The organism is Brevibacillus aydinogluensis, from assembly GCF_961514395.1.
Lineage (GTDB): Bacteria > Bacillota > Bacilli > Brevibacillales > Brevibacillaceae > Brevibacillus > Brevibacillus aydinogluensis.
The window spans coordinates 2,662,488-2,674,914 of the sequence record NZ_OY569118.1 but is presented as its reverse complement, the minus strand read 5'-3'; the positions used below and the strand labels follow the sequence as shown (position 1 = coordinate 2,674,914).

Annotated in this window: 13 protein-coding genes and 1 other annotated feature; of the genes, 11 read left to right on the top strand and 2 right to left on the bottom strand. The window is 59.2% G+C overall.

Going from position 1 to position 12,427, the window contains the following annotated elements; genetic code table 11:
• Positions 1-24 precede the first annotated feature (24 nt).
• The 11 genes from Q7F15_RS13195 (at position 25) to leuS (ending at position 10,476) form a co-directional block, all read left to right on the top strand.
• A complete protein-coding gene (locus tag Q7F15_RS13195; protein WP_171565368.1) occupies positions 25-759 on the top strand; it encodes a gamma-glutamyl-gamma-aminobutyrate hydrolase family protein in 735 nt (244 codons plus the stop codon).
• A 573-nt stretch (positions 760-1,332) separates the two neighbouring features.
• Positions 1,333-2,415 (top strand): DNA polymerase IV, encoded by a 1,083-nt coding sequence (locus Q7F15_RS13190; RefSeq protein WP_171565367.1) that lies wholly within the window; start codon positions 1,333-1,335, stop codon positions 2,413-2,415.
• Between the two features lie 121 nt (positions 2,416-2,536).
• The gene (locus tag Q7F15_RS13185; protein ID WP_171565366.1) at positions 2,537-3,061 is read left to right on the top strand and encodes a YqeG family HAD IIIA-type phosphatase; all 525 of its coding nucleotides are present in this window, start codon (positions 2,537-2,539) and stop codon (positions 3,059-3,061) included.
• On the top strand, positions 3,058-4,176 hold the full coding sequence (gene yqeH / locus Q7F15_RS13180) for a ribosome biogenesis GTPase YqeH (protein ID WP_171565365.1): 1,119 nt from the start codon (positions 3,058-3,060) through the stop codon (positions 4,174-4,176). The genes Q7F15_RS13185 and yqeH overlap by 4 nt, the downstream gene beginning before the upstream one ends.
• Before the next feature lie 76 nt (positions 4,177-4,252).
• The gene (locus Q7F15_RS13175; RefSeq protein ID WP_171565364.1) at positions 4,253-5,107 is read left to right on the top strand and encodes a shikimate dehydrogenase; all 855 of its coding nucleotides are present in this window, start codon (positions 4,253-4,255) and stop codon (positions 5,105-5,107) included.
• A gap of 29 nt (positions 5,108-5,136) precedes the next feature.
• Positions 5,137-5,427 carry a ribosome assembly RNA-binding protein YhbY gene (gene yhbY, locus Q7F15_RS13170; RefSeq protein WP_171565512.1) on the top strand — a complete coding sequence of 97 codons (291 nt, stop codon included), beginning with the start codon at positions 5,137-5,139 and terminating at the stop codon, positions 5,425-5,427.
• A gap of 3 nt (positions 5,428-5,430) precedes the next feature.
• Entirely contained in the window at positions 5,431-6,027 is a 597-nt protein-coding gene (locus Q7F15_RS13165; protein ID WP_171565363.1) for a nicotinate-nucleotide adenylyltransferase, read from the top strand.
• Positions 6,011-6,601, top strand: coding sequence for a bis(5'-nucleosyl)-tetraphosphatase (symmetrical) YqeK (gene yqeK / locus Q7F15_RS13160; RefSeq protein WP_171565362.1), 591 nt, complete (start codon positions 6,011-6,013; stop codon positions 6,599-6,601). The genes Q7F15_RS13165 and yqeK overlap by 17 nt, the downstream gene beginning before the upstream one ends.
• Positions 6,601-6,957 (top strand): ribosome silencing factor, encoded by a 357-nt coding sequence (gene rsfS, locus Q7F15_RS13155; protein WP_171565361.1) that lies wholly within the window; start codon positions 6,601-6,603, stop codon positions 6,955-6,957. Before yqeK ends, rsfS begins: the two co-directional genes overlap by 1 nt.
• Positions 6,958-6,962: 5 nt before the next feature.
• Complete coding sequence (locus Q7F15_RS13150; RefSeq protein WP_171565360.1) at positions 6,963-7,706, top strand: class I SAM-dependent DNA methyltransferase; 744 nt, start codon at positions 6,963-6,965, stop codon at positions 7,704-7,706.
• 46 nt (positions 7,707-7,752) lie between these two features.
• Positions 7,753-7,992: a binding site (T-box leader), on the top strand.
• Positions 7,993-8,058: 66 nt separating this feature from the next.
• Positions 8,059-10,476: a leucine--tRNA ligase gene (gene leuS / locus Q7F15_RS13145; RefSeq protein WP_171565359.1), complete on the top strand. Its 2,418-nt coding sequence runs from the start codon at positions 8,059-8,061 to the stop codon at positions 10,474-10,476.
• Between the two features lie 109 nt (positions 10,477-10,585).
• Here the strand turns inward: leuS and comER are convergent, their stop codons facing one another.
• Together comER and Q7F15_RS13135 are read right to left on the bottom strand one after the other, a co-directional pair.
• The gene (comER, locus tag Q7F15_RS13140) at positions 10,586-11,419 is read right to left on the bottom strand and encodes a late competence protein ComER (protein WP_212132413.1); all 834 of its coding nucleotides are present in this window, start codon (positions 11,417-11,419) and stop codon (positions 10,586-10,588) included.
• Positions 11,420-11,484: 65 nt separating this feature from the next.
• Positions 11,485-12,309 carry a helix-hairpin-helix domain-containing protein gene (locus tag Q7F15_RS13135; RefSeq protein WP_171565357.1) on the bottom strand — a complete coding sequence of 275 codons (825 nt, stop codon included), beginning with the start codon at positions 12,307-12,309 and terminating at the stop codon, positions 11,485-11,487.
• Between the last annotated feature and the right edge of the window lie 118 nt (positions 12,310-12,427).

The following is a 12,427-nucleotide window of genomic DNA, read 5'->3' as shown; positions in this document are numbered from 1 at the left end:
ACAGATTACAAGGAGTGACCGCATGTGCGTCCGATCATTGGTGTAGCGTGTACCAAAATGTACTTTCCCAACAACAATCTCGACCAGTTCTACTACGTGGGTACCAGCTATGTGGACGGGGTGGCCCGCACCGGCGGGATTCCGTTCATCCTGCCGCTGATGTCCGTCCCGGATGCGCCGTTCCGCGCGATGGTGGAATCGCTGGACGGCCTGATTCTCACCGGCGGAGACGATCCCGCCCCCCATCTGTACGGAGAAGAGCCGCTGCAGGGGCTGGGGGACGTGGAGCACGAACGGGACCTGGCGGAACTGGCGGTGATTCGGCTGGCTCTGGAGCTGAAGAAACCGATTCTCGGCATCTGCCGCGGCATGCAAATCCTGAATATAGCCTGCGGCGGCACGCTGATCCAGGACATCCCAAGCCAGGTGCCAGGTGCCTTTCAACACGAGCAAAAAGGTTCGCGACAATACGGGGCGCACAAGGTCACGCTACAGCCGGGGTTTGTGGCGGAGGCATTGGGCAAGACGGAAATCCTCGTCAATACGTCGCATCATCAGGCGGTAAAAGACGTGGCCCCTGGCTTCAAGGTAACAGGGGTGGCTGCAGATGGGGTGATTGAGGCGATCGAAAGCCTCGACGGGCTGCACGTGGGCGTGCAGTGGCATCCGGAGCGCATGTGGGCGCACGACGACACGATGCTGAAGCTGGCGGAAGCGTTCGTCAACAAGGCGCGTCAGGTAAAGGCGCTGGCCCGGTAAGGCGTCGGCCACAGCATGCAATAAGGAAGACAGTCATGCAAAAGAAAAAACAGCACAGGCCGCTCTTCTCTTAAGGAAGGGCGGTCAGTTTGTAGTCAAAGTCCGTAGCGCATGGGTGATCGGGCCCGCTCGCTCTCTTGACGACCAGCAAAGAAGCGGAATGCGTCCGCTTCAAAACGCGACGCGGGCAGGGGGCACACATCTGGGTGTTTCGAGGATGTGAGACTTGTGCCCCCTGTTTTTCCCGCGTCTTCGTTTTTTCGCTGAGCGGGTCGTCAAAGGAGCTCGCTTGGCCCATCACTCCATACCTCGTACTTTTCTACAACGTTATTTGATCGATGTGCAGGCCTCCGGCCTGGAAACGATGGTTAAGATTGTTTTAGTCTGGCCGCCCTTCGCTCGGGAAGGGCGGTTTTTTGTCACCATGAGGACGTTACCAGGCGGCTGACACGATGCAGGCGGCGACCGTACGCAGCAGGCGGCGACCGTACGCAGCAGGCGGCTGTATCTTGCATCCGTTTAAAAAAAGAACGATAATAGCCATATGAGAATGTATGTTTGGTGGTATCTCCTGTGAAGAAGATCCTGCATCTGGATATTGACGCGTTTTTTGCCAGTGTTGAACAGTTGGATCACCCGGAACTGCGCGGCCGGCCGGTGATCGTCGGCGGCACGGGAAACCGCGGCGTGGTATCCACCTGCAGCTATGAAGCGCGAAAATACGGGGTGCGGTCCGCGATGCCGATGGCGTTGGCCCGCAAAAAATGTCCGCACGGCGTGTTTCTGCCGGTTCGTTACGAGCGCTACGCGGAAAAATCGGCGGAGATCCGCGAGGTGTTTGCCGCCTATACGGATCGCTATCAAACCGTGGGACTGGATGAGGCGTACCTGGATGTCTCCGGATACGACAACGCCGTTCCCGTCGCCCGGGAGATCAAGCGGCGGATAAAGCGTGAGACCGGCCTGACCTGCAGCATCGGCCTCTCCTACAACATGTCCCTCGCCAAGATCGCCAGCGATTTGAAAAAGCCGGACGCCTTCGTCGTCATCCGACCGGAACAGGCGCTGGAGGTGCTGCGGCCGCTGCCTGTCGGAACGCTGCATGGCGTGGGCAAAAAATCGCAGGAATTGCTGGCGCGAAAGGGCATTCACACCGTGGAAGACTTTTGGCAGCTTTCCCTGGACGAAGTGGTGCAGTTGTTCGGCAAGTTCGGACGAGCGCTCTACCATCGGGCCCGGGGCGTGGACGACCGGGAAATCGTGACGGAGCGGGCTCCCAAATCGCTCAGCCGCGAGACGACGCTGCCGTTTGACCTATACGACCGTGAGGCGGTCAGCCCCATCGCTGCCGCCCTGCTGGAGGAGGCGGAGCAGGATGTGAGGCAGGAGGGTGTCATCCCGCAAACGCTGACGCTGAAAATCAAATACGCCGACTTCACCCTCAGGACCAAACAGCGCAAGGCCGCCCCCGGCGAAAACTGGGCTGACCTGCTGGAAGAGCTGTTGGACGCGTTTGACTACTCCCCGGGGGTGCGCCTCGTCGGTGTTGGTTTCTCCAACTTTGCGCCGCCGACGGAACAGCGGTACGAGCAGTTGACGCTGTTTTCGTGGGAGGGTTTTCATGAAGCGGACACGGGATATCGTCTCGGGCAGTGATGCCGTGCTGCCTCGCGGATTGTATTTGAATGCGGATTGAAACTTTTGCAAGCCGGTGGCGGAGTGTGGTATAGTAAGTGCCGAAATCGCGGTTCTTTTCAGGCCGTGTTGGAGGTGCCCCGTGTTTCTGGAGAAGCTGATGCCGGATCAATTTGTGGAATCTATCCATCATATTGATATAGATCAACTGCGAAAAAGAAACATACGCGCGGTCATTACCGACCTGGACAACACCCTGGTGGAGTGGGACAGGCCACACGCCACTCCCGAGGTGGAAGCCTGGCTGAAACGGCTGAACGAGGCAGGCATCCAGGTGACGGTCGTGTCCAACAACAATCAGGAGCGGGTGAACCGCTTTTGCGCCCCGTTGGGGGTCCGGTTCATCTGCGCAGCGCGAAAGCCGTCCAGCCGCGCCTTTTTGCAGGCGGTCCGAGAGATGAACGTGACAATCGCGGAGACGGTTGTGATCGGCGACCAGTTGTTTACCGACGTGCTGGGAGGCAACCGGCTCGGGTTTCATACCATCCTCGTCGTCCCCGTTGCCCAGACGGACGGGTTTTGGACGCGGTTCAACCGCCGGATGGAACGGGTGGCGTTATACTGGATGCGCAAGAAAGGAATGATTTCGTGGAAGACAGAATCGTGAACGAACAAACACCGGAGACGTGCGCAGGCTGCGGCGTGGCCATTCAGACGGAGGACCCGAAACGGCCGGGGTACGCGCCGGCGTCGGCCCTCGCCCGGGAAACCGTCATCTGCCAGCGCTGTTTCCGGATCAAACACTACAATGAAGTGGCGCCGGTCAGCATGGAGGACGACGACTTCTTGCGGATTCTGCACGGCATTGGAGCGACCGACAGCCTCGTGGTGATGGTGGTCGACATCTTCGACTTCCAGGGGTCGTGGCTGAAGGGCTTGCCCCGTTTTGTCGGCAAGAACCCCATTTTGTTGGTCGGCAACAAGGTGGATCTGCTGCCCAAAAACATCAACCTGAACCGCGTTCGCAACTGGATGCAGCACGAAGCCAAAGAGCGTGGACTGCGCCCGGAGGACGTCATCCTGGTCAGCGCGCAAAAAGGCGTCAACATCGACGAGCTTCTGGCGCGCATTGGCCAATTGCGGCGCGGACGGGACGTTTACATCGTCGGGGTTACCAACGTCGGCAAGTCGACCTTGATCAACCGGATTTTGCACGACTACGGTTCGGCCGACTTGGAAATCACCACGTCTCCATTCCCTGGCACGACGCTGGACAAGATCGAAATTCCGCTGGAAGACGGCCGCTCCATTTACGACACGCCCGGGATCATCAACCGCGACCAGATCGGCCACATGGTGTCGCCGCAGGATCTGCGCAGGATCACGCCCACGGCGCGCATTAATCCCAAGGTATACCAGTTAAACGACAAACAGACGCTGTTTTTGGGCGGACTGGCTCGCATCGATTTTGTACGCGGCCAGCACCAGCCATTTGTCGTCTACGTGGCCAACAACCTGTACATTCACCGCACCAAGCTGGAGAATGCCGACGAGGTCATGGCCAAGCACCATGGGGAACTGCTTAGCCCGCCCACGGGAGCAGAGGCGGCTCAGGCGCTGCCCCCCTTTGTCAAGCATACGTTCAAGATCCCGCCTGCCGGCACGACGGACATCGTCATCTCCGGATTGGGATGGGTCAGCCTGCGGGGCAAGGAAGAGGCGCACGTCGTCGTGCACGCGCCCAAGGGCGTCAGCGTCGGGATAAGAAAAGGTCTGATTTAAAGCGGCAGTGCTGCTTCGCCTGCCGCCTGCCCTGTCATATGCTACACAAAGAGCAGCAGAGGGGAAGGAGATCCGCATGATCACGAGCAAAACACAGTTGGTTGGTCTGTTGGGCCATCCGGTTTCGCATTCCCAATCGCCGTTGATGCACAACGCCGCCTTTGCCGAATTGGGGCTGGATTTTGCCTATGCCGCTTTTGATGTGGAACCGGAGCGCTTGGGGGAAGCAGTGGCCGGCATTCGCGCGCTGGGGATCAAAGGGGTCAACGTGACGATTCCCCACAAGGTGGCGATCATGCCGATGCTGGACGAAATCGATCCCCTGGCCCAGCGGATCGGCGCGGTGAACACGGTCGTCAACCGGAACGGCCGCCTGATCGGTTACAACACCGACGGGACGGGCTACGTCCGTTCCCTGGTGGAGGAGACGGGGATCGACTTGCGCGAGCATGTTGTCACGATGATGGGGGCCGGGGGAGCGGCGCGCGCTGTCGCGTTCACCCTGGCTGAACAGGGCGTGCGGGAAATCCGAATCATCAACCGCTCGCGTGAACGCGCCGCGCTCCTGGCAGAACACGTGGGAACGATCGTGCCCACTGCGGTGATCGATCCGGCGGACGGGAAAGCGGCGATCGCCGATGCCACGCTGCTGATCAACACCACGTCGATCGGCATGCACCCGCAGGTGGACGAAATGCCGGTGCAGGCGGACTGGCTGCACCCCGGTCTGATCGTCAGTGATCTGATTTACAACCCGCTCGAGACCCGTCTGCTGAAAGAGGCGCGGGCGTGCGGTGCGCGCGTTCATTCCGGCGTAGGCATGTTCGTCAACCAGGGCGCGCTCGCATTTGAACTGTGGACGGGGCAGACGGCTCCCGCAGGGACGATGCGGGACATTGTTTTGCAGCAGCTTACGAAGACAAGTTCATGACCATAGACGTAAAAGAAGGAGGCATGCCGATGCTCACCGGCAAGCAGAAGCGTTTTTTGCGGGCGCAGGCCCATCATCTCACTCCGATTTTTCAAGTGGGAAAAGGCGGCGTCAACGACAACATGATTGCACAGATCAAAGAGGCGCTGGAAGCGCGGGAACTGATCAAGGTGTCCATCCTGCAGAACAATCTGGATGACAAACACGAGGTGGCAAACGCCCTGGCGGAAGGAGCGGAGGCCGAACTGGTGCAGCTCATCGGCCATACCGTCGTGCTGTACAAGGAGTCCCGGGAAAACAAGACGATCGAGCTGCCGTAAGCCATGGAACAGCGCGACAAGCAGATCGGGATAATGGGCGGCACGTTTGATCCGATTCACTGCGGTCATCTCCTTGCCGCGGAGCAGGCCAGAGACCAGATGAGGCTGGACGAAGTCTGGTTCATGCCGGCCCGCATCCCGCCGCACAAGGCGAGGGCGGGCATCACGCCGGCGGAACACCGTCTGCGCATGGTGGAACTGGCTGTCGCGGACCATCCGGCCTTTCGCGTGACCGACGTGGAACTGCGGCGAGACGGGCCATCCTACACCTACGACACGATGCGTCAATTGGTCACCGCGTATCCAGACTGCCGCTTTTCGTTTATCGTCGGGGCCGACATGGTGGAGCTTTTGCCCAAGTGGCATCGTTTTGCCGAGCTGATCCGGCTGGTCCGGTTTATCGGGCTGGCGCGGCCGGGGACACGGCTGGACCGACAGGCGCACGAAGCGTATGTCAGCTTCGTCGAGATGCCGTCCTGGGACATCTCGTCCTCGCTGATTCGGGAAAAAGTGGCGGCGGGCAGAAGTATCCGCTACCTCGTCCCGCCGGCAGTAGAGCGTTATATAAAGGAGCACGGGTTATATGTACGGACTGGTTGATCGGGAGGCGCTGCTCGCGAAGGTGCGCGCCCAAATGCATGACAAGCGGTACCGCCACACCCTGGGCGTGGCGGAGTCGGCGAGGCGGCTCGCGGAGCGCTTTGGCGCCGATCCGGACAAGGCTGAGCTGGCCGGCTACCTGCACGACTACTGCAAATGCTGGCCGGTGGAGAAAATGCGCGACATCCTCGTCCGCCACGACATGCCGCGCGAGCTTCTGGAAGGGGAAAAAGAGCTGTGGCACGCATTTGCCGGTGCCATCGTCATCCAGACGGAGCTCGGCGTGAGCGATCCGGAGATTTTGCAGGCCGTCCGGTACCACACGACCGGTCGTCCGGGGATGAGTCTGTTAGAAAAGGTGGTCTGTGTGGCAGACTATATAGAACCAAACCGGGATTTCCCCGGGGTGGAGATGATTCGCGCCCTGGCCGAGCAGGATTTGGACGAAGCGCTGGCGTGCGCGCTCGGGGGCACGATCCAGCATTTGATCGAAAAGCGGAAAACGGTGTATCCGTTGACGCTCTTGGCATACAACGATCTCGTATCCCGCAGGGATGCACAAGGAGGAGTTTGATGGTTAAAACGGTGGAAGATCTGGCACGCCTGGTGGTAAAAGCTGCGGAAGAGAAAAAGGCGGAAAACCTGATCGTTTTGGACATCAGCAAACAGTCCGTGATCGCCGACTATTTCGTGATCTGCCACGGCAACAACGAGCGCCAGGTTCAGGCAATCGTCAACGAGATTCGCGACCAGGCGCACAAACACGGCTACAACGTCCGCGGCATCGAGGGGGCGGACGAGGGACGCTGGGTGCTGATTGACCTGGAAGACGTGGTCATTCACGTGTTTCACCGCGAAGAACGGGAGTTTTACAATCTGGAGCGGCTCTGGGGAGACGCACCGGCAGTCTCCTTTGGAGAGCAGGGCTGACGGCGATGGCGTACGCGCATTTGGCGTCCGTCTACGATAAGCTGATGGCCGATTCCCCCTACGATCAGTGGCTGGATTGGCTGGAGCGGGTCTGGGAAAAGCGGGAAAAACCCCGGCAGGTAATCGACCTTGGCTGCGGAACGGGCAGCATCGCCATTCCGCTCGCCAAACGCGGTTACCGGGTGACGGGGGTGGATCTCTCGGCGGAGATGCTGGCGGTGGCTTATGACAAAATGAGGCGGGAGCAGGTTCAAATCACCTGGGTGGAGCAGGACATGCGGGAGTTGGATCTGCCCGCTGCCGACGCCGTCATTTCCCTGTGCGATTCGCTCAGCTATCTGACGGAAGAGGAAGACGTCAAGCTGACGTTTGAACGTGTCTATCAGCATCTGAATCCCGGCGGCACGTTTTTGTTTGACGTTCACAGCCCCTACAAGATGCTGCACGTGTTCGGCAATCAGACGTTTACGCTGGTGGATGACGAAGTTTCGTACATTTGGCAATGTTTCTGCGACCCGATTCGGCTGGAGGTGGAGCACCAGCTCACCTTTTTCCTGCGCCAACCGGACGGGCTGTACCAGCGTGTGGAGGAGGAGCACTGGCAGCGTGCGTACCAGCCGGTTCAGCTGTTGCGCTGGCTGGCGGACGCGGGGTTTGTCGACGTGGAGATCACGGCCGATTTTACCGGTCTTCCGCCGCACGAAACCAGCGAACGGCTGTTTTTTGCCGCGCGTCGACCCGAGCGTTGACACGGTTGGTACGGATTGTCTATAATCGGAATACAACCGCAAACATGAGTATGCGTTGAAGAGGAGTAGTACGAAAGGCTCCCATGGCATCAGAGAGTTGACGGCAGGTGCGAGTCAACCTGGGACTTTCCGAACTCGCCTCGAAGCACTCCGCCCGAAGGCCGGCTGGTTTCGCCGGCTGCGTAAGGAGGAGCGTCTCGTCCGCGATAGGGACAACAAGCGGGTGAACGATACGTTCATCAAGTAGGGTGGTACCGCGGGAGTGCATAATCCTCTCGTCCCTTTCGGCAGTGCGCCAGGGGCGGGAGGTTTTCTTATTTTTGTCATCTTTTTACGATGGGAGTGCGACACAATGGTTTTCAATCATCAGGAGATCGAAAAAAAGTGGCAGGACTACTGGGAGAAGAACAAAACGTTTAAAACCCTGGAAGACAAGAACAAGAAGAAGTTTTACGCGCTCGACATGTTTCCGTATCCGTCCGGCGCAGGACTGCACGTCGGCCATCCAGAGGGCTATACGGCTACTGACATCCTGTCCCGGATGAAACGGATGCAGGGCTACAACGTTCTCCATCCGATGGGATGGGACGCTTTTGGCCTGCCGGCCGAACAGTATGCGCTCGACACCGGAAACGATCCGGCGGAGTTTACGCAGCGCAACATCGACAACTTCCGCCGGCAGATCAAATCCCTGGGCTTTTCCTACGACTGGGATCGCGAGGTAAACACGACCGACCCGGCCTACTACAAATGGACCCAGTGGATCTTTACGAAGCTCTACGAGCATGGACTGGCCTACATTGATGAAGTGCCGGTAAACTGGTGCCCTGCGTTGGGAACTGTGCTGGCCAACGAGGAAGTCATCGACGGGAAGAGCGAGCGCGGCGGCCACCCGGTGGAACGCCGCCCGATGAAGCAGTGGGTGCTGAAGATTACGGCTTACGCTGACCGCCTGCTGGAAGACCTGGAAGAACTGGATTGGCCGGAAAGCATCAAGGAGATGCAGCGCAACTGGATCGGCCGTTCGGAAGGGGCGGAAGTCGTCTTTGGAATCGAGGGTCACGACGAGACCATCACCGTCTTCACCACCCGCCCGGATACGCTGTTTGGTGCCACCTATGTGGTGCTCGCGCCGGAGCACAAGCTGGTGAACACCATCACGACGCCGGAACAGAAGCAGGCGGTGGATGCGTACCTGGAGCAGACCAAACGGAAGAGCGATCTGGAGCGCACCGACCTGGCCAAGGAAAAAACCGGGGTGTTTACCGGCGCGTACGCGATCAATCCGGTAAACGGGGAGCGGCTGCCGATCTGGATCGCCGATTACGTGCTGGTCAGCTACGGTACAGGTGCCATCATGGCAGTACCGGCACACGATGAGCGCGACTACGAGTTTGCCCAGGCGTTTGGCCTGCCGATCAAGGAAGTGATCGTCGGCGGAGACGTGACCAAAGCGCCCTATACCGGCGACGGCGAGCACGTCAATTCCGGATTCCTGAACGGGTTGAACAAGGAGCAGGCGATCAACAAGATGATCGAATGGCTGGAGGAAAACGGCAAGGGAGCGCGCAAAGTCTCCTATCGCCTGCGCGATTGGCTATTCAGCCGTCAGCGCTACTGGGGTGAGCCGATTCCGATTATCCACCTGGAAGACGGTACGATGAAAGTGGTGCCGGAAGAAGAACTCCCCGTCGTCCTGCCAAAGACCAAGGAGATCAAACCGTCCGGCACGGGCGAATCGCCGCTTGCCAACATCACGGAATGGGTCAACGTCGTCGACAAGGAAACAGGATTGAAGGGACGCCGCGAGACCAATACGATGCCGCAGTGGGCGGGAAGCTGCTGGTACTACCTGCGCTATATCGATCCGCACAACGACCAGCAGTTGGCCGACCCGGAAAAGCTGAAGGAATGGCTGCCCGTTGACATTTACATCGGCGGTGCGGAACACGCCGTTCTCCACCTGCTCTACGCCCGCTTCTGGCACAAGTTCCTGTACGACATCGGTGTCGTGCCGACGAAAGAACCGTTCCAGAAGCTGTTCAACCAGGGCATGATCCTCGGCGAGAACAACGAAAAGATGAGCAAGTCCAAAGGAAACGTGGTCAATCCGGACGAGATCGTGCAAAGCCACGGCGCCGACACGCTCCGCCTTTACGAAATGTTCATGGGGCCGCTGGACGCCTCCATCGCCTGGTCCACCAAAGGGCTTGACGGAGCGCGCCGTTTCCTCGACCGCGTATGGCGCTTGTTCGTTGACGACAACGGCCGCTTGAATGAAAAAATCAAGGATAACTGCGAGTCGGCCGCACTGGAGCGCGTATACCACCAAACCGTGAAAAAGGTGACGGAAGATTACGAGGCGCTCCGCTTCAACACGGGCATCTCCCAGTTGATGATCTTCATCAACGAAGCCTACCGGGCGGACGTGCTGCCGAAGAAATACATGGAAGGCTTCGTCAAGCTGCTGTCGCCCATTTGCCCGCACATCGGCGAAGAACTGTGGGAAAAACTGGGCCACACCGATACGATTGCGTACGAACCGTGGCCGGAGTACGATGAATCCAAACTGGTGGAAGACGAAGTGGAAATCGTGCTGCAGATCAACGGCAAAAACAGGGAAAAACTGCGCATCCCGGCCGACGCGACCAAAGAGCAGATGGAAGAATTGGCCGTCAGCAACGAGACGATCAAGGAGCTGACCAGCGGCAAAACGATCGTAAAAGTGATTGCTGTCCCTGGCAAACTGGTCAACATCGTGGTCAAGTAACAAATCCGCATCGATTGAGCACGTTTTAATCGGCAGTAAAAGATACAGGAGACAATTGCATCAACCAAATGAGGCGCGTTCCGGCAGGGAACGCGCCTTTTATTTGGTGTCAGTCGGGCGGCGTCTCAAGATGGCGGGCCATGTGCTCGCGATCTTCGGCAAATTTGGCGTGCGTGCGTTCAAACACCTGCCGAAACATGCCAGGCACGGCTTCGCGCAGGGGGATCAGCCCTTCGCCGGTGATGCCGCCCGGTACGCAGACCCGCTCCTGCAGCGCGGACAGGGTAAACATCTCCTGTTTCAACAGGTCGGCCATGCCAATGAGCATCTGAGACGTCAGATAAGCGGCGGCTTCTTCGGAGATGCCGGTTTTTTCGACGGCGGCATTGATCATCTCGCGCAGGATATAGCTGACAAAGGCTGGGCCGCAGCTGGCGATGTCGGACGCGATGCGCAAAAACGGCTCCGCCACTTCCACCGGATTGCTGATCTGGGAGAAGAGGTCCAGTATGCCTTCCCGCGTGTCACTGTCGATTCTTGACCCAAATTCAAACAGGCTGACGCCGCTGCCGGCTGCATTCGTAATGCTGGGCACCATACGGGCAACGGCGCAGGGGACGAGCGATTCCAGCTGTTTCAAACTGACGGGGCTGGTGATCGTCAGCAGGGTGTGTTCCGGCGTAAGTGCCGGAAGAGTCTGTTCCAATGCTTGCCTGTATTCGAACGGTTTGACGCACAGCAGCAGCACACGGGCACCGCGGGCAACGTCGGCGTTGCTGGCAGCTACGGTCAGTCCGGGGTGACGTTCGGCCAACCATTCCGCTTTGGCGGGGGTGCGATTGCTCGCAATGATCTGGCCGGGAGACAGGGCTTTGGCCGCGAGCAGGGCTTCGATCAGCATGCTGCCCATGTTGCCCGTGCCGATAAACCCGATCCTGTCCATGTCCATTCCTCCCTCGCTGGTTCTCTCCCCATTGTATGTGTACAGGAGACGGAACATGACCATCACTAGCGGACGCGGATGTGATCCTTCAGGCGCTGGTACATCTTGTCGCCGATGCCGCTGATTCGTTTCAATTCCTCCGGCGAACGGAACGCTCCGTGTTCTGTCCGGTAGGCCAGGATTGCCTTGGCCCGCGCTTCGCCAATTCCGGGCAGCGTCATTAATTCTTCCAGACTGGCAGTATTGAGATTGACGGGCTGTGCGCCGCCAGCTTTTCCGCCCCCGGAAGCGCCGGTCGAACTCCCCGCGGCTGCGCTGCCGAGCGAACTGCCCGTTCCCACTGTTTCCACGATTGCGGAGTGGGCCGCCGCCTGGCCGCAGGGAGAGGCCGGACTGCCTTTGGCCGGCACCAGGACAGCGCTGCCGTCCGTCAGCGGTTCGGCCAGATTGATCTGCTCCACGTCGGCATCCGGCGCGGGTCCTCCTGCCCGGGCAATGGCGTCGGCGACCCGAGCCCCGGCCTCAAACTGGTACAGCCCGGGCTGCTTTACCTTACCTTTGACGTCCACGAACAGGGGAGGAGCGCCTGTATCGCGCGGCTGCCCCTGATGTGCCACGTCCTGCCGAGGAGCAGGAACGGCCCCGACCGCGCCTGGTGGATCGGACAAGTGTTGTTGTGTACCGGCAGTAGAAGGCGGCTCGACCGAAGCGGACGTTTCGCCCGATGCAGATTGGCCGTCCCCGACAGAGGCAAACGCTTCCTGCAGCGGCAGGTCCGCTGTCGTCCCAGCCTGCTGCGCATGGTACAGCCAGATGCTGATGCCCACAAACAGGATGACGGCTGCGGCGATCGCGATGCGCCGGTATCGTTCCCACCATTCGTAAAGCATAAAAAAACCCCCTTGCGTCTCGTCCGGCATGCCGTGAAGGCGTCATAAGGCTCTCTATCCGGATGCTACAAAAAGACAGCAGGGGTGTGCAAATGATATGCAAACCATTGAAAAACGG